Below are 18,006 nucleotides of genomic sequence, written 5' to 3'. Positions count from 1 at the left end.
GAAATCATGACTAGATTGAAAACATCAGAAACTTTTACAAAGTTTTTTCATCTTCAAAACTTCGGTCCACTTTCTCTTCCCGACTACGCACGTTCTCCTTAACATCTCTATAATCTGTGTAATGTTTTAGAGTATCGTCAAAGAACTCTTGTAGGGCTCCTTTTTCAATTTGAAATTGTTTGATCAGTTGGCTAACATCTTCCAGCCCCATATCTTTTGGAACTCCTAAAGCATCCAATAGTTGCACCGCCGCAAGACTATTTTCTGGAGATTGCTGGATGGCCAAAAGTGCTCCTTCAATTTTATGATAACGTCCAAGTCGCTCATCTAGCTGTCTTAACTCCTCCTGAGTAGCTTCTATCTTTTCATTAAAACGATCCTCCAAATGTTGAAATTGTGCTCCATTTGTCACGCCGTGCTCGACTAAGAAATTATATTCCTTAATCAGTTCACGCATAGAGGAAATTTGAGCATTTTTAGTTACGAGTGTCTCGCCATTTTGTTTGGCTAATTGTCTTGCAACAGTCAAGCCCATCATGTACCGATTTTTTTGAGATTGATCAGGATTGAGAAAATAAAAATAGTCTTTCTCTTTGATATAGATGGTATAATTTCCATCCTCATTTTTATCAACTTTATGAGAAGGTATTAAAATTGTACCACTATTTAAAGCTCCCATATCCATCTGCACGTAAATGCCTTGCTTGCTTTCTTGCTCGACCTGCCAGGATTCCACTTCCAATTTCAATTCAAAATCATTTGCCGTTTTTTCTTTTGATTCTTGATATTGTTCTTTTAATTCCTCCACATCAAAAACTAACTGATTCTTAGAAATTCTCTCTTTTATTTTTTCAAGAGAATAGAGTCCTTTCTTCGATAATGTATCGTCTCGGACATTTCTTTGTTGAGGCTGATCAAGTAATTTATACTTAACAAATTTACCAGAGAAATCAACCTGAAGATCAAGAGCAGCTGCTTTATGTTTAAAATCTTCCAACGAAAGAGAGTGCTTCAGAAGAAAATCAAGACGTTCCTTGATTTCAAACCGATAATTATTTTGTCTCCGCCAAGCAGAATACTTTGTGTAGGAATTTTTCATTGTAGGCTCAATGATTTTAGCGCCATAACGAGCCGCATGTTTGTCCGATATCGCCCTCAAATTTTTTAGGGTTTTCTTTTCCCAACGAAATTTCTTAAGCGTTGAGGTATTGGTTGTATTGAGTATGATGTGATTATGAAGATGATCTTTATCCGTGTGGGTTGCGATCACAAACTCATAATTTCCACCTGTCAATTCCAACATCGTTTGACGACCAATTTCATGAACTTGCTCAGGGGTTAAGTTGTCATCTGGAGAAAAAGACTGGATAATGTGATGGGCCAGTACTTGTTTTCCTGAAGATAATTCTTTCAAGTCGTCATCTCCTTTTTTAAAGGCTGCAGCCAATTTTGTCATGACCATTTCTTCATCTGCTACACTAAAATCAGAAATCCCATTACCAGATACTAGCTTCATTTGAAGCTCACCGTTATGATAGACAAGAGGGAAATCCAGATCACTTTCTGCAGTTCCTGGTACAAGGGTTTTCGCTTCATTCAGAATATAGCGTACAGCTATTTTTAAATTGGAAGGAGTTTTAATTTGTTTGGGTGTTTTGATTACTACCATTCGTCATACGTCCTTATAGTTTTCACTTTTCGTTCCTGTAAACTTTTCTTCTCCGCACTAGAAAGTTTGACAGCTAACATCTCTTTCAACTCAGATAGATAGTCAATGACTTGCGCCACTTCCTCTGGCGTAACCCCTTGATTTTCGTTAGCATGTTTAGCAATTTGGTTGATGTTCGTTCCAACTCGATTGATGGCAACTCGAAGATCTTTCAATTCAGAAAAATCAATTTGCACCACTTTTCCTTGCACCAGTTGATTCTTAGCATAGTATTGAAATGAGGGAACTCCCATTTGGGCCATCGCCGTTTTAATTTGACGATCTTCCTCTGGTGTTAGTCGTATCAATTTTTGTATATAGCGTTTCCTATTTTCTCGTTTCTGCATTATTTTTTATCCTCTTTCTCTCAGAATTTCTGGCATTTTCTGGGCAGGCATCAGCCCCTGACTTCCTTGTGGCAAGCGTAGCAAATGGATATCCATTTGCGAAATTTAAAAAAATCAGAGAAGGAGAACCTTGCAGTTTTCCTTCTTGATTTTCTCAGATTTGGGGAAATCCCCAAGCCCCTTTTCTATATCTTTTGGAGTACAACTTCTAACATTTTATCGTAATCAACTGAAGACATTTTTGACAATAGATGTTTGCTTATCACTATTTTCTACACTTTTTTCTTTCTGACCTTGTAACTTTTCAGCTAGGACAGAAACTTGTTGAGTAGTTAGAGGTTGGAAAATAGACTGCCCAATTTGTATTTCTGTCAGTAAGATTTTTTCAGTGAGTACAGTTTGAAATTCCTCATCTGTGATTATCTTGAGTAGCTCAATATTTTCTTCTTCCCACTCCAAAAGAGCAGGATCTCCTTCAGGTAGTTGAGACTGTTCTTCCTCTAGTTGCTCCAGAACTTTTTGGCGAGTCAAGTCTCTAGCGTTTGGCGATACTCCTATAACTCTATCTCCATCCATGACTGGAATAAAGTCTGATAGGATGATAATAAGTTGTTCTTCTTGTTCATTGGTCATGAGTGTTGTCCTCCTTGATGATGATTTGTTTTTAATTTGACCTTTGGTTTATTTGGGGTATCACGTTCGGTCATTTCGAGAAACCCTTCTCTTTTTTTGATTGTGCATCTGCTTTCAATTCCTGCTTGTGTTCTACGACAGCTTGCTTGCTCTGATTTTTAAACTTCTCTATTTTTTGTTCAAAACTGTGCTTCGTTTGTTTCTCCTGACTCAGTCTTAATTGTTCCAATGCTTGATCCATCCGAACCATTAAACTTTTGGCTTCTTGTTGGACAATATCCAACTGCGCCTCTAAATCAGCAAGTGTCTCCTTGTCAGCAGACCACCCAGATAGATAGTTAAAGGAATACTCTGATGTATCAATACCGTAGTATGAAGAAACAACATAAGCGACACTTTTGGCCTGGAGTTCAGCTGTGCTTCTAGTCAGATTTTCCTTCTGAGAATTGTCTGCATGATGCAACTCTGCATGAGCCATTTCATGTAAGAAAGTTTTAATAATTTGAGCCTTATTCATCTCATTACTACGTAAAACAATTTGATTCTCTGAGACAGAATAATACCCCTGTTTATTATTTTCCATCTCTTCAAATCGAACCGATACATCATTTTCTTTCGCAATAGCCATCAGGGCACGGTAAAGATTCGCATAGTCCAAATCAGTCAGCTGTTCTTTAACTTCTGCAGCTTTTAGCATCTCCTTTCCTTCTGTCTGACTAACATCAAAAACTGGCACTAGGCCAAAGAATGTAACTGTTTCCGGTTTCCCATTTTTATCCAATATTGGTTGGTTATTTTCATCCTTTTTGATCTTCGTCATAGGTTTAAAAATACGTAAAGCCTTCTCGCCTTTTTTTACATAACGGCCAAAGTTTTCTTTCCACTGTTTGAAAGAAGCTACTTGCCTTGCTTCAGGATTTTGTGCAAGAATTAAGCGTAAGTTGCGATTAGAATAATTATTTAGTTGACTCATTTTCGTTAGATAGTCTTTGTACTTATCTGAGTCCAGAAACTCCTTAATTCCTTCTTTAAGATGACGACTTAATCCTGCCATATCTTTATTTTGAATAAAATCTGCGACTGCAGGACTCCCAGCTGCTAAAACAACTTCATTCGCTTGTAGGCTCTCCTCGCCCTCTGGTTTAGAACCTGGCTTCGATCTAAAATCATACGGATTCGTTCCCTGGAGCAACTCCTCCTCATCAGGAACACCATCAGCATCCGCATCACGTTTCAACTCCTGCTTGTTGTGGTCTTGTTCTTCTAGTTTGATTTCTTCATACTGCTTATTCTTCAAAACTGACAACATTTCTGCACCTTTGTCTTTAACATATTCTTCATTGATTGAAAGTTGCTCGATGCGGCCATCTCTTTCTCTATAAACACCGAGAATGATCTTTTCATCCAATAATTTAACATTAGTTCCAAGCTCTCCCTTGAGTTTCATAAGAGAGGCTGGAATTTTTTCATCTCCAATATCTTTAAACAGTAGTAAGAAATCTTCATCTTTTGCTTTAATAGCTTCACTCATATTGAGATTGTGAAGCTTTTCAACACTGCTCAAATCATCTAAAACAAAAGAATGTGGATCTAAAATATCACGCAACATAGGAAGAACCTGCAATTTATCCTTAATTGCATTACTAATCAACATACCGTCATAATGCCCCTGACCATTTGCAATATCAACTAGGAAATTTGCTGCTCCCTTTCCTTCTTCAAAAGGTCTGATCCCTGAAAGATGGATAAAATTATCCTTTTGAAAAGTCACCTGAAGCACATTCTCCTCTCCATAATTCGCATAAACAAAGCTAATCTTACTGTCAGCCAGTTCATTTAAATACCAGATTGCTGTACTTTGGATAGACGGTGCATATTGATTTAATCGTCTTAAATCCGCTGGTGTAATCGGATGATAATTCGCTGTTCTCCGTTGCACTTCATCATAATTTGTGCTAAACTGTAAGTAAGGATAGGATGATGTCGGGTGACTGGTAACAGTTTGCTCAAAGGTGCTTGTTTCAAGTACAGGTGAGGTACTGCCTTCAGCTTTAGGCTGTAAAGAACCCGTGCCACCACTGGTCCTATCATTCATTTGCTCCTGAGAGTTCTCAGGAGCTTTTTCTGTGCTCTGAATTTGTTTTTTTGGTCCCCTATCATCTCCAAGAAGGTTGGAAGGTTTTTCATAGGTCACCGTTTTATCTGAATCAATAACCATCTGTTTTTTAGGCTCTACTGAAAAGCTGATATTATTCCAGTTCTGGTTCAGCCATTCCGCATCTTCTGGAGATAGATTGCTAGTATCTGGAGTCAAGGCTGATTTTTGAGTCTCATCCTCACGTTTCTTCTGATTGGACAGCAACTTGTTTACCATCTCTTTTTCTTCATCCGTATTAGGGCGATATTTAGGAGATAATTCAAATCTCCCTTCCTCCGTCAATTCTAAAGCAACTAGACGTAGCCCTTTTACGAAGTAGATATTTGGCTGTTTAGCCCACTGCTTGACCTCTCCAGCATCAATTAAAGCCTGAGTTTCTGGTTGGATAACTAGTCCATCAACTTTATCTTGAATGGCTTCTAGGCGCTCTAATTCCTTTTTGTAACGCTTGATAGTTTCAGGCCTATAACTCGATTCCCCACGTTCTGCCTTCTCAATTTCTTCCCGGATACGGGGAATATTTTGGACACTCATATCCAGACCATTCCCCTGCCGGTTGAGACCTGCTGCTTTTCGGTCTTCTCTTTCCTGAAGTCTTTCAATTCGCTCTTCTTGTTCATTGATTTCATCCAATTTAGAGAAGACACGATTTTCAATTTGTTCTTGCTTCTGCATAAAACGGCCCCCACCTCGTTTGTCATTCATAGGCTGGCCATTCGTTAGGGATTGATGAGAATAGGCCGCATTGATTGCCTCATCGGCTTCTCCTTTAAGTCGCTCTAGCTTTCGTTTAGCTTGCGCCAAGCGACTATTATTTGGCTTTTCTGCTTCATACTCAGCCTCTGCTTCATGTACTTCCGACATAGTATGTTTCCTTTCTTTCTCTTGATTGATAATCCTTTTATATTCCTGATGGACTTCTTCCTTTGTCAACTGCCTATCTGACACAAAGGCTTTTACATCATCTGCAGTTAGCTCTTGCGCTTTTGCGAGAGCTATTTCTTTTGAAAAATAGCCCTGGTAATGCCAGGACTTTTCGTCTGCGCTGTAGACATGCACCAATTCCTTGGTAGCTTCATTGCCTCGCTTCAGGAAATCATTCCAATCTTCCTTTTCCTGGTCAATCTGGATAATAGGTGGAATGGCAATTTGTACCGGAATGCCCTTTTCCTGTAAGCGAGTAATAAAATTCTGCCCTGCAGCATCATTATCTACAACCAGTGTAATCATATCCTGATGCCGACCATCTTTGAAATAATCCGTTGTGTTGACGACAGTTTCTAGAGCTTTTCCAGTATTCTGATCTATTTGATAGGATTTACTGTTCATCTCTGCATACAATTCCATAAAATGTCGGCTAATGATGCCCTCTTTGACACCATCCATAGCTACTAAGCGGACATCCTGAAGTGTATCCTTATGAAGCTCATAGTAGCTCATTAAATCAATTGGAGCTTCTGCAAAGACCAAACGTTTAGGGGTTCCAATATCAATTGAAAATCCCAGTTGTCCATCTGAATTTCTCATAATTTGTTTTAAGCGCCCACGTTCTGGATAGTGCACTCGATTCTCTACTATTCCCTGTAGACTAGCGCCAGCTAAAAAGCCCGTATTGTCCTTATACTTAAAGACAATCACAGGCTCGAAATAGTCTCCTTTTTTTCGAGTAGCTTCTGCTATACTTCCCTGACTCAAAAAGAAATTAATCGTGTCATCTGAAAGTCCTCTCTGAGTCTTCAGATAGCTTCTGGAAGCCTTGAAATCCCGATGCTCATATTTTTCCAAGTTATAGTAAAAGGGCTCTTTTGGGGCTATCTGAGCCGCCAAATCCACTTTCTTAAATTCTCCTGTTTCCAAGAAGTGCATCGCTTCCTTGTAAGTAACACCCTGGATAGTTTGAACTAGTTGAATCACATCTCCAAATTCTGATCGAGAATACCAACGCCAGACATTATTGACCGTATCGATCTTAAATGAGTCATGTTCAGCCCAGTAATACTCTCGGTGTGACTTTCTCTTCATTTCCATTCCGAGACTACGAGCTACTTCTAAAATATCCAGCGATTTTGCCTGTGCTTTTGTTAAAACCATCCTGTTTCCTCCTCGACCAATTCCTTGAATAAAAGATAATCTTCAAGAGTTGCATCTAATTCGCTAACAACCAATGGATCTTCCTGATTCGTTGTCACAAAAAGATGAGGAGCTAATTGATAGAAAGTCTCCTCATCAGCCTGTTTGAATAGCTGCCAAATAGCATAACGTTCTGTGGCTAAATTTTCTGGCTTTAGTGCTAAAACTTGTGAGATACTCTCTAGGTATCCTAATTGTGTTTTGGGTGTTTCCATCTTACTGTCCTTTCTGTATGTTAGGCCACGAATAACTCTTTTAGCTGCGGAGTCAAATCGTTGGCATATAGAAGCAAGCCATCGATATCTGTCCCTTTTCGAGTATATTCGTACCAGTTTTCTTTGTCTTCAGGAGAACTTGCAATCTCATCTTTTCTAGGATGATCATAGACACTTGCTTTTTTATCTCTGAAGACATTTTGTTTAGAAATAAAGACCAATCCTTCTTCTACCCCAATTCTTGCGACTTCATCTGGAGTTAAAAGTGGACGGCCTTGAATTTGTTTATTTTCACTTGATGATCCGTTCCGATAACTATGCGATCTTGAAGTGGATCGAGTGCGTATAGTCTGCTTACCTGACCTTGTAGAATAGTATTCCATCGTATCCTTGTCATTTGTCCCTAAAAATAAGTGAGTAGCACAGTTATTAAAGATCGTCTTCCAATCGCTTTTATATAGTGATTCTAGCTGATTGACAGCTTGAATAATAATCTTAATAGACATCTCACGACTACGAATAGAAGAGAGAACCTGGGCGAAGTTTGGAATACGTCCAATTTGTGCAAACTCATCGAAGATAAACTGAATGTGGCGAAGATTTTTTCTGCTGTAGCCAGGTACTTTCCCTTGTAAGATATCATCAGCCTTATGTGTGAGAACCTCAAAACCAATCGCAAACAAGATTGAAGAAAGAAAATTAAAGGCGTTATTGGTTTCAGGAATAGCAATAAAAACAGCTGTCTTTTTCGTATTCCAGGTATCCACTTCCATGGTATCGTCACTAATCAGATTTCGGACATCCTCGTGATCAAAGATAGAATAGCGAGAAGACAAAATCGCAACTACACTGTTTCTTGTCTCACCTTTAAAATTTTGAAATAGTTTCCACTGCTTATAAGCATAGTTGTTAGGCTGGTGTTCGTTCAATTCTTCAAACATCTGCTCAACAGGACTTGGGACATCTGGATCCTCTCGATATATATTTCTTAATAGATCCGCAACGTGACCCAGGTTTGGCATATATAACTGGACTCCAGTTTCAGGATCCTTCGAGTCAAAATAGAGATAACCAATCAATGCACGTTGCAGCATCAACTCTGCTTGAACCCAGAAATCTTCTCCAGTATATTCACTCTTCTTCGTTCCCTCAGTAATCGCTTCAGAGATACGATCAATATCTAGCTCAGACTTCATGTAATGAAAAGGATTAAAGCGATCTGAATTTTTGAGACGAATCAAATCGAAAATTTTAACAGCATAGCCAGCTTTCTCAAGCATCTTCCCAACTTCGTGTACCAGGTTTCCTTTGGGATCCGTCACAACAAAGTTTGAGTTCATCTGCATTAAATTTGGCAATACAAACGTAAAGGTTTTACCGTCTCCTGGAAGACCAATAACAATCACATTTTTGTTGAGTTGCACATTGTAGGCTAAGCGAAAATTAAATAGGCCCATTTTGACCTGTTTTGAAAAAATCATATTCTTCTCAAAATCAACGTCTTCAAAACGTCTCATTTCCTTCAAAGTCGCAAAACGAGCACTACCTTGTTCTTCTCCTTGGCGATATAAATTCTTATCCATAAAAGAATAGACAAGGATTGGGAGGCCAAATCCGATCAGCCCTGCATATAAGGCTCCTGAATCAAAGAAAACACCAAAAGAGAAGCGTTCCCAGTGTTCTAGCAACCAACGAAGTCGCAACATTCCCATGAAAGGTACTGCTGCAGTCGAAAGTTGGTAGTAATGGTAAAAGGACTGGAAAATAACAAATGAAAATAGCCCCACCACTAGGTAGGGCCGTATAGGCTTTCTAATCATCGTTCTTTCTCCTTTCCAATATTCTTCGTCACTACAGGCATGGTTCCTTTATAGACCTTATTTGTCTTATAGTAATTGATTTTATCTTCAGGAGTCATTTCATGTGGTTTCTTCAGCACCTTTTTCGCAAACTCCTCCAATTTTTCTGGGCTTTTCGTGATGTCTGCTAACATCTCTTTAAGAGCCTTTTCTACTAAGGTACGATTTTTCGCCTCAAAGAAGAGATAGGTTGTACCATCTTTTTGGTGATAGGTAAAGCCTACCTTATACTCTTCCAGATAATGTTTCAATTTGGCAAGGTGAACCTCACTGTTTAATAACTTCTCAACATCTTTTTTAGATTTGGTGGCCATAAAATCATTGAATTTTGTCTCCCCTTCAAAAGTTCGATTCGCTGCCTCATGTTGTTTCTTATCATAGTGGGCTTTTGCGAGGGCATATAGGGCTTGTATCGTCATCTCTAGGGTTACTTTCCCTTTTAACGTCAGGGAATGACTGACTTTTTCTTGATCCATGTAAATTCTCCTTTATTTTGGATAATTGGATAGTTCTGGCTTCGCAATAACTTGGAAACCATAACGTGCTGCAGGCTCTTCCTTTACAGTAACTACCAAGCGTTTCTGACTTCTGTTTTCCCCGTCTTTCACGGCCACTACATAGGTCAGTTGATAGGTTGCTTCATCGACCATCAAGCTAGACTCCAAAATCACTGACTGCAGTTGACCTGGTTGTCTGTCTAGCACTAACTGAGGAGCTACAAAATCATCCATCTTCCCTTTATCAGAGTAATAGGCTGGTAAAAAGTAACGTGAAAAGGCATCTAGTTCCCCTGTTTTTGACTGAATGGTTTTTAAATCAGAGAGTTCCTTTGATACGACCGATAGTTGCTTTTCTTGATGGTAAACTAGCGTAATTGATAAGCCAGCAACTGTCAGACTTCCTACTAGACCAAGTAACACCAAAACTCTTCCCAGATACACCAAAAAAGAAGGGTTGGAGGAGGTTGGAGGTTTAGGAGTTTCATGCTTCAAGGAAGGAACTTCTGCTTTTTCTTCAGGAATCTGTGCTCCACGTTTTGTTTTAGCCTGGCGCTTAAAGAGAGAGGGTTTTGATTCTTTTGGCCCCACCTCCTGGTGATTCGCCGTACCAGGCTTCAGGAAGAGGCTATCTGCGATCCCCTCAAACGGCAAATAAATATCTTCTTGGTAGACCACTACATTCTTTTTGTCCAGTTCTTCTACCAATAAAACGGCCTCTGCCTCCTCGTGTTTCACCTTGGCATTTTCTCGCTCCAGGGCTTGGTACACAAGGTCTCGATTTTTATACGTTGTGGTCCTGTTTTGTGTCAGATTGGTTAAACGGTACATCTTTTCCAGCTCCTTTCAATTTTCCTTCAGCAAGAGCTGCTTCAATATCAGCCCAGGTTAAATTATGTTCGGCCAAGTAGTTTGACTGTTCCTCATGTTTGGCCAGAATGATTTGAGTTTCTAGCTGCTGCAGCTTCTCTTCTTCCTTCTTGACCTTGGTCATATAGTCAGCTAAGCGGTCTTCCGCTTTCTGTTTTTGTTTTTCCAAAGTTTCTAATTTTGTCATTGTTCCTTTTTCCCTTCTGTACTTTGTGTTTGGTTAGTGATTGGTTTGTTTAACGATGGAATACTCGCCTTTTCGCTGGCGTTCAAGCTGTCCACAATCAAAATGGGGTCAATATGATTTACCAGGTATTTCCCATCTTGCTTGCTGAAGCGAATCCGTATGGTTCTTGAAGATCCTACGTTTGTTTGGGCGTTAGTATAATCATACTTCTTCTGTAACTGTGTCTGAGTGTATCTCACTTGAGCTAGGACAACATTATTTTCTTGATCGATGTAGATGGTAGAAGACTTCATCTGTGTATCCACTACATAGCCCTTATAGGTTTGTACCGTTGGTTCTTCTTCAGAGTTCACTTCCTGATTGTAAGCAGCTTCTGTCATATAGGGCAAATAGCGATTTCTATTTTCTCCAAGATCCTGCTTATTGAAGTAAGCCGTCAAAAATTCCTTTACATATTCTTGCGTTAGTTCGCTTCCCTCTGCTTTAGTTTCTTGTTGCGTAGTTTCAGCTTCCTGTTTAGCTTTCTTTTGCGATGAGGTTGCTGCTCCAATCCAGAATACGAATCCTAGAACTAGCACAACTCCTATAAGGATTCCTCCTATTTTCAGGAGTTTCAATTTCTCCATATCTATCATTTTCATGATTTACCTTCTTTCTTTTTTAATTCGGTGTCGCAAACGTATAGTAGTAAGCTGGATATAGGACACGAAAATGGACCTTATCCTGTACACCTTGGATATTACATTCTGAAACGAGGAATGAACCGTCTGGATTCACAGCTTCCACAATCGCAACATGGCCGTATACATCTGGTGTCCCACCAAATCCACCTACTACTGATACAACAGCTCCTTTTGTTGGAGTTGTACTATACCGCCATCCTTTTGCGACTAGGCTTGCCACCCAATCCTGACCATTACCAAGGTAACCATAAGCTCCTGATAAGTCCGTAATCGTTCCTAGTTCGACTAAACGATTATAGGCATACCAAGTACATTGTCCCACTTCATAACCGCTTCCTTGTTGTGTAGTCATAGAAGCCTGTGTTGGAGGGTGTTCCACTTTTGACTGATACTCTTCAGGGAAATTCCAGGAAGACGCTAACGCTCCACCTCCTCGAACTTGTTGAGTAAGAAAAGCGTGGATCTGTTTAGCATTATTCTGGCGCTCTAAGACCTTGTCTCCAGAGTTCCCTTCCCAATTAACCAAGAAACGCTCTGTAAGTGTCTCTACATCTTCTGTGCTGGTTAGAATCGATGTCAGTTCAGTGATGTAGTAAGGAGTATCTCCCTCCAGCATAAAATCCAACTGCAGCTCTAAATCGTACCACTTTTTATCTTTGGATTTTGCATAATTCAATAATAAAGTATGCCTGGTGGAACCATCCGCTGTATCTGTCCACTGTCCCAATCCTAAACCTCGTCGAAGAATATTTGGGTATCTTCCGTTATAAATCGCTGGTCCTCCTATAGCTAACCAGGACTCATCATCCCATGAAGAAGAATCAGCTCCTATTGGTGGGCTAAGATAGTCTCCTTCAGCACGTTTAGGATTGATATTACTTTCAGTTGCAAAGTTTCCAAGCATGGCTGCCAAACCATTATCTGTCAGCCCTGGTACCTTTTGCTTCAAGTAGTCTTTTATCGCTCGTGATTTTTGTCCTAAATCACCATCAAGTGTAGTAATGACTGAGGTTGTCTGATTGTACGTGACAGATTGAAAGTAAAAGCCTGGATTGACTGATGTCCACTTTTCTTTCTTATCCTTTGTCTCTTTTTCCTCCAATTTTTGATACTGAATGACCTGATAACCATTTGCCGTTACCTTCCCAACCTCGTCTCCAGCTTTGACCTGATCACCATCAGAAACACGGATATTTCCTACATCTTCATAAGTAAAAATGGCTTTATCTGTTTTGATTGATACAGTCGTATCATCTGTCACACTGACTTTACCCTCAAGAGGAGCTCTTATAGCTTGCCCTGTTGAAGCTTTTAGTTGTGTTTTCTCATAGATTTCACTCTTAGAGGTATAGCCAAACCGCTTCAGGATAACTAGAGGAGCTTGATAAGAAGGGTCGTCCTCCTGGTAAAAGGGGTTAGCTAGTTCTTGATAAGAGGGGTATCGACCAACTTCTTTAGTCAACTCCTCTAGCTCTTTATACTCTTCTAACTCGCTATCACTCAACTTAGCCCACTTGAGGTCTGACGAGGAGCCATATAAATCAGCCATCTTTTTCAAATTATGAGGATCATCATTCAAATGATTCCAAAGGTCATTCAAGGCATCCGAATAGTGATTGAAACCTAATGTCCCAGCCCATTCTCCACCAGTTCCCTCATTCCAGTTACTTTCTGGTTTCCACTCACTGCCGTAGCGAAAGTTCATGAAAAAGATCATATCATCGATGTTTGTCCAATAGTCTACCTTATCATTTGACTTCTCTCGATCTCGTTTACTGATCTGAAGCCATGACTTATTCAGGTCAAATTCATTTTGTTGGACAGGACCACCGCCTCCAAACATGGCCATAAACACCCCTATAACCGCAAAGATAAGAAACATCCAGAAATAGGATTTGACTGCCAATGGATTGGATAAGATGGAACGTAGGGGCTTTGTCGCAACCTTCAAAACCTTCCCTGTACGCTTTGATACTTTCCCAAATTTTGAACGAGCTAGACGTTTTCTAGCCTGTTTCATTTTTTTACTCAGTTTTCCTTCCCAGGAGAACTCTCTAGGTGTTCGAGTATACCCTCGCCCTCTGATAAAATTATAGGTCTTATTTGCTCTACTGTAACTATGCTTGATAGAGTACTTAGATAGATTTCCTGCAGCCTTCGTCGCTCTTTTAGATGCGTTTAACTGATACTTGAACTGACGTATATTCTGCCTCGCCTGAACCCAGTTTCCAAGAATATCATTATCTCGGATTGTCTTCTCAACATCATGCCTCAGCTTCATTCGGGCACTTTGTTTTGTTCGTTTCTTTATACGATTGGGAATATAGCTATCATCAGCCTTTTTAGCTCGCTTATAAATCGCTGTTGCAATTTGTTTTTCCAACTTTGCTCGATCAAGCTGTTGCTTAAAGAAAAGACCTCTCGCTGTTGCTTGAGGTCCTTTGTGTAGATTATAGTTTTTGACAGCTAAACGATAATTTTTCTTAGCTTCCTTAAAAACAGCTTTTGAGTCTAAACGTGCTTCTTTAGGTTTTTTTTCAGCATTGAGGGCTATTCCTTCTTTGATTCTTCGCTTGCGTTCCTGTTTTAATTGTTTGCGATTACTTTTAGACAAAAGAAATCACCTCTCTTTCTATTTTTTAACCATCTGTCGCAACCAATTGATACAGTTTGGTATCTTTAGGGATAGGATTTTCAAATGGGACAATCGTATCCCCAGCCACGATCAAACCAGTACCTTTCGCTTTTGGCCGCAAGACAAATCGCTCCAGTGAAGGCGTAAGAGGAATGACCTGCTCCAGGGCTTCTAGGTCTGTCCGCTTCAACTTCAGGAGGGCTAGAAACTCACAGTTTGCGACTAGCTTTCTACCTTCTTCTGTAGATAAAACAGTCTCTGGATTCTGTGTAATCCCTGTTGGAATGGCCCCATATTTACGAATACGTGAGTATAGTTCTGTAAAGAAGGTTGCCTGGAGTTTATTCTTGAAGTAGAGCTGCAATTCATCGAAGTACAACCATGTAATGGTTCTACCTTGGTTATTGACCACCTGGTTCCAGATGAAGTCCTGAATCACCAGGAGAGCAAATGGCTTCAATTTACCACTCAACTGCTTGAGATTGAAGATAATAAAGCGACTATTCATATTGACGTTTGTAGGGTGTGCAAAGATATCATTTGAGCCAATAGTATAAGGTTCTGCCTTCAGCGCCAGATCCTTAGCAACGGCTTCAGGTTGACGTTCCAAAACCGCTTGCCAATCCTTAAAGGTTGGTTTTTCAAATTCCTCATAGGTCTGTCTCGTTACACGGTCAATCATCGCAAATTCATCGTCTGATACTTCAGAGAATATATTCTCAAACAGGGTTGATAAGAGGTTTGATTTTTGGCCAATCGGATCACTATCTTCTGCCTGCAGTTTATCCTTATCAGGTAGATCCAGCAAGTTAAAGTGATGTTGTGATCCAGGAGCGATTGTGATGATTTCAGCATCTAATTCTCGGCCAATAACAGTGTATTCATCTTCAGGATCGACGATAATGGTATTATCTTCAGGGTAACGTAGTTTGGTAGGAATAATCTCTCCTCCTTTAGCAAGAACAGACTTCCCTGATCCTGAATTCCCAAAGATACAACCTGAACCTGTATTCAAGTCTTTCTTACGGTCAACTGTGATAGCGTTCTTAGATAGCTGATTCTGACCATAATAAATTGCACGTGGGCTGCTAGATCGAAGATCTACGTTGGTAAATGGAACTTGTGTGGCCAGGTTACTGGTAGTCATATCTCTCATAAAACGGCGTTTTACGTTGATAAATGGAATCCCAATCGGTAGAATCGTATTCAAGGATTCTTCCTGATACAAGTAACACTTATCCAGTTCTACTGTGTTTTTACGGACAGATCGTTGAACCTGCTCTGTGTAGATATTCAACTCTTCCAGACTATCAGCCATGAAGAAAATCGTCATCACACCGGAAAACATTTTTTGGTCATTGTCCTGGAGTTCCTCAGTCCATTTCTCAGTTTCACGAGATGTCTCTACAGCCTTCCCACCAACGGCCAAGTCACTTCCATAGCCTTCTTTTGCGGCAGTCTTCTGACTTTTGATCATTTCCCTGCGTACACTTGACTTGACTGTCTTGATTTTCTTCAGGGCATCTGCAGTATCATAGGGCTTCGCATGTAGGCTGATAGCTAGTTCAATTCCTGTATCCAGGATATTCTTAATCAGTTTGTCATTCAAGAAGGTAGGATATTGTCTAACATACAGCACCCTTGCGAAACAATCATCAATTTTCATATGATCTTTTTCAAACTTCAGATAGTTTGGAGCTACAAAGTCCCTGGTTGATAAGCCAGAAATAGCGATGTCTTCATAGTTAAAATCAATAAAGCCTTCTCGTCTCAAGAGTTTTCGGAAGATAAGAAGACGATCTAATCCCTCTAACTCCTTAAAGGAGATTCCTAAGCCACTGTATTGACTTTCAATAACGCTGGCTGTATCATCAAGGATTCTTCTAGCTTGATGATCCTGATCTGTTTGGGTTGTAATCGTCAGATATTTTTCTACCTTGAAGGTATTTTGTTCCTGAGAAAAACGATCATTGATCATCGCATTGTATTCTTTACGATAATCGTCATATCCATCCCCAACCAAATCATAGCGGATAGAAGATAAGCTATTGCTTTCTACCCTACGATTCAGAATCAATAGCTGCATATCATTATCAATGTCCAGCGAGTTAAAAATATCAGCATTTGTCTCAATTATATCAATTCGCTCATCATCTGTTGCAGTAATATAGCTTGTATCACCTAGGCGATAGGTCTTTGAAAATTGATCATTTGTAATTTTCATAAGTCCATCAGGTGTCAGCCATTGATAATTAAGGCTGTTCTGTGTAGAGGCCGTCATGGTACGTCTCAGACGTTTGGCCCGCTCCCGTTCCTCCTTAGAGAGTTTCGGGGTTTTCTTTCGGCCGAATGAATTCATTTCTTGTGTATTCCTTTCTGTCATAATCTGTCTGATAAGAGCGTTCCTGCTTAGTTAACAAGAAACGGATATTATCTTTAATTTTTTCATCAAAATAACACCCGAAAATAACAAAAGGCGCTAATAACAAAATATCAACGCCATAAAGAATAGTATCAGGTGCCTTCAGCCAATAGAGAATAGTAGTGACAACTACTGTCAATGCTATCCCAAATAGTAGCACTAACTGTCTCAGTGTCATATACCCTAAAACTGGCCTTTCGTAGCTATCTAAAGCCTTTAAAAATTCACTACCTAAACGTGTCATTCTGTTCCTTTCTTTCCATTATCCGGGCCATAAAAGGTATCTACGATACCTGCGGAACGTACAGCCGATTCCAATGCCGATCTCGCTAGCTCAGAAGCTGCAATCGTTCTCACTTTCACTTCCCATAGTTCTTCTTCCTTCCTTTTAATTAAGCCATCCGCCCACTCATTATCTTTAATCAGCTCATCTCGCCGTTGCTTGAGTTCTTCTAAATTCATACTTTATCCTTTCTATCAAAAAAACAGCTCTGTTTTTAGAACTGTTTCTTTACCTACTATCTTTATTTATTGAAAAGTCTTTGCCAGAATGAACGTCCTTCTAAAGACTCTATCTTCTCTTCTGCTGCATTTTTCAGTTTACGTAAACGTTGTGATTCATTGGTTAGATGTTGATTTTCAGAGAGAATTTCTCCTTTTTCCTGCTTCAGTCTTTGTTTATCTGCTTCTAGTTTTTGATTATCCTTTTCTATCTTCTTGTAATACTCCTCCTCTTCGTGATACTTTCTCAAGAGTGTTTCGGCCTGCTCGATGTCTTCTGAAAGTTGTTTCACTTTTTCAAATTTTTCATAGTAGGATGATTTCAACAGCTTAATTTCATCCTTGAGTTCTTGGCACTGATCCTCATAAGTTTTCAAAATTTGGTACTTCCTTTCATTATCATCTAAAAAGACAAATGCTTCTAAATGGTATTTATCAAAATTCCCATACAGTTTGTAGTTTCTTTCCTGATAAACTTCCCTCACTCTAGCAGCAACACTTTTAACCTGTTCAGGTGATGTAAATTCTTTAGGTACATATATCTTAGTAGATTCAGGGAAATGAGCTTTAGCTTCAAACAAGGGAATGCCTTTTTTAGCTAATTTTATCCGTTTAACAGGTTCTGGTCTTCTTGTTTTATAAAATTCGATACCAAGTTGACCATTTAAACGGTAGTATTCAGAATAAGGATAGGTCTCATCGATATCAATCAAGAGCTTTAGAATAACAAAGTCTTCATCTTCAAATACGATCCGTTTCATCAGAGAAATAGCTTTAGGAAAAATATAAGCCGTATGATTGTCATATTTAATCTGAAATTTCTCAATAGTCTTAAAAGCCTCGATAAGAGCATTCAGCTCAGAGGAATATTCAAAGCTACTTTCTAGCCCCTTTAACGGGCTCTCTTCACCTGGATAGTAACTAAAGTATGGTTGACCTACATAGCGACCATCTTTTTTCTGACTACTTCTTGGATTAACCTTGAGATCCGTTTCCAAATCAAAAAGAGTCGCCTGTTCTTTTGGTGTCGTGATAATTTGTGCTCGCCCCTTGAGAGCGAGTGCTTGAAAAGCATTCACAATCTCTTCTTCTCCGGATTCTTTCCGCCATACTGCATAAAACTTTGAAACAGCCATACCATCTCTCCTTCAGCATTCTCTC

General features: G+C 39.6%; 15 protein-coding genes. All 15 read right to left on the bottom strand.

Annotated features, from left to right (window positions below; all coding sequences use genetic code 11):
• Positions 1-34: 34 nt before the first annotated feature.
• The 15 genes from M1F63_RS01680 to M1F63_RS01610 all read right to left on the bottom strand — a co-directional run bounded on the left by M1F63_RS01680 (position 35) and on the right by M1F63_RS01610 (position 17,981).
• Positions 35-1,669 carry a relaxase/mobilization nuclease domain-containing protein gene (locus tag M1F63_RS01680; protein ID WP_247940580.1) on the bottom strand — a complete coding sequence of 545 codons (1,635 nt, stop codon included), beginning with the start codon at positions 1,667-1,669 and terminating at the stop codon, positions 35-37.
• Entirely contained in the window at positions 1,663-2,055 is a 393-nt protein-coding gene (locus tag M1F63_RS01675) for a plasmid mobilization protein (protein ID WP_247940579.1), read from the bottom strand. The genes M1F63_RS01680 and M1F63_RS01675 overlap by 7 nt, the downstream gene beginning before the upstream one ends.
• A gap of 225 nt (positions 2,056-2,280) precedes the next feature.
• Entirely contained in the window at positions 2,281-2,688 is a 408-nt protein-coding gene (locus tag M1F63_RS01670) for a hypothetical protein (protein WP_247940578.1), read from the bottom strand.
• A gap of 70 nt (positions 2,689-2,758) precedes the next feature.
• The gene (locus M1F63_RS01665; protein WP_247940577.1) at positions 2,759-6,937 is read right to left on the bottom strand and encodes a PBECR4 domain-containing protein; all 4,179 of its coding nucleotides are present in this window, start codon (positions 6,935-6,937) and stop codon (positions 2,759-2,761) included.
• Positions 6,928-7,191: a hypothetical protein gene (locus M1F63_RS01660; RefSeq protein WP_247940576.1), complete on the bottom strand. Its 264-nt coding sequence runs from the start codon at positions 7,189-7,191 to the stop codon at positions 6,928-6,930. Before M1F63_RS01660 ends, M1F63_RS01665 begins: the two co-directional genes overlap by 10 nt.
• A gap of 20 nt (positions 7,192-7,211) precedes the next feature.
• Entirely contained in the window at positions 7,212-9,011 is a 1,800-nt protein-coding gene (locus tag M1F63_RS01655) for a VirD4-like conjugal transfer protein, CD1115 family (RefSeq protein WP_247940575.1), read from the bottom strand.
• On the bottom strand, positions 9,008-9,526 hold the full coding sequence (locus tag M1F63_RS01650; RefSeq protein WP_247940574.1) for a DUF3801 domain-containing protein: 519 nt from the start codon (positions 9,524-9,526) through the stop codon (positions 9,008-9,010). Before M1F63_RS01650 ends, M1F63_RS01655 begins: the two co-directional genes overlap by 4 nt.
• A gap of 12 nt (positions 9,527-9,538) precedes the next feature.
• On the bottom strand, positions 9,539-10,378 hold the full coding sequence (locus M1F63_RS01645; protein ID WP_247940573.1) for a hypothetical protein: 840 nt from the start codon (positions 10,376-10,378) through the stop codon (positions 9,539-9,541).
• Entirely contained in the window at positions 10,332-10,604 is a 273-nt protein-coding gene (locus tag M1F63_RS01640) for a type III restriction endonuclease (protein ID WP_247940572.1), read from the bottom strand. The genes M1F63_RS01645 and M1F63_RS01640 overlap by 47 nt, the downstream gene beginning before the upstream one ends.
• Positions 10,601-11,245, bottom strand: a complete 645-nt coding sequence (locus tag M1F63_RS01635) for a hypothetical protein (RefSeq protein ID WP_000781853.1) — start codon at positions 11,243-11,245, stop codon at positions 10,601-10,603. The genes M1F63_RS01640 and M1F63_RS01635 overlap by 4 nt, the downstream gene beginning before the upstream one ends.
• A gap of 19 nt (positions 11,246-11,264) precedes the next feature.
• Entirely contained in the window at positions 11,265-13,901 is a 2,637-nt protein-coding gene (locus M1F63_RS01630; RefSeq protein WP_247940571.1) for a phage tail tip lysozyme, read from the bottom strand.
• A 25-nt stretch (positions 13,902-13,926) separates the two neighbouring features.
• On the bottom strand, positions 13,927-16,281 hold the full coding sequence (locus M1F63_RS01625) for a VirB4-like conjugal transfer ATPase, CD1110 family (RefSeq protein ID WP_247940570.1): 2,355 nt from the start codon (positions 16,279-16,281) through the stop codon (positions 13,927-13,929).
• Positions 16,241-16,588, bottom strand: a complete 348-nt coding sequence (locus M1F63_RS01620) for a PrgI family protein (protein WP_247940569.1) — start codon at positions 16,586-16,588, stop codon at positions 16,241-16,243. Before M1F63_RS01620 ends, M1F63_RS01625 begins: the two co-directional genes overlap by 41 nt.
• Positions 16,585-16,806 carry a hypothetical protein gene (locus tag M1F63_RS01615; protein WP_057694304.1) on the bottom strand — a complete coding sequence of 74 codons (222 nt, stop codon included), beginning with the start codon at positions 16,804-16,806 and terminating at the stop codon, positions 16,585-16,587. Before M1F63_RS01615 ends, M1F63_RS01620 begins: the two co-directional genes overlap by 4 nt.
• Before the next feature lie 62 nt (positions 16,807-16,868).
• Entirely contained in the window at positions 16,869-17,981 is a 1,113-nt protein-coding gene (locus M1F63_RS01610) for a hypothetical protein (protein WP_247940568.1), read from the bottom strand.
• Positions 17,982-18,006: the final 25 nt, after the last annotated feature.

This window comes from Streptococcus oralis, assembly GCF_023109155.1.
Classification (GTDB): domain Bacteria; phylum Bacillota; class Bacilli; order Lactobacillales; family Streptococcaceae; genus Streptococcus; species Streptococcus oralis_BZ.
Note: the sequence above shows the minus strand (reverse complement) of the source record. Positions and strands in the feature narration are given on the sequence as shown.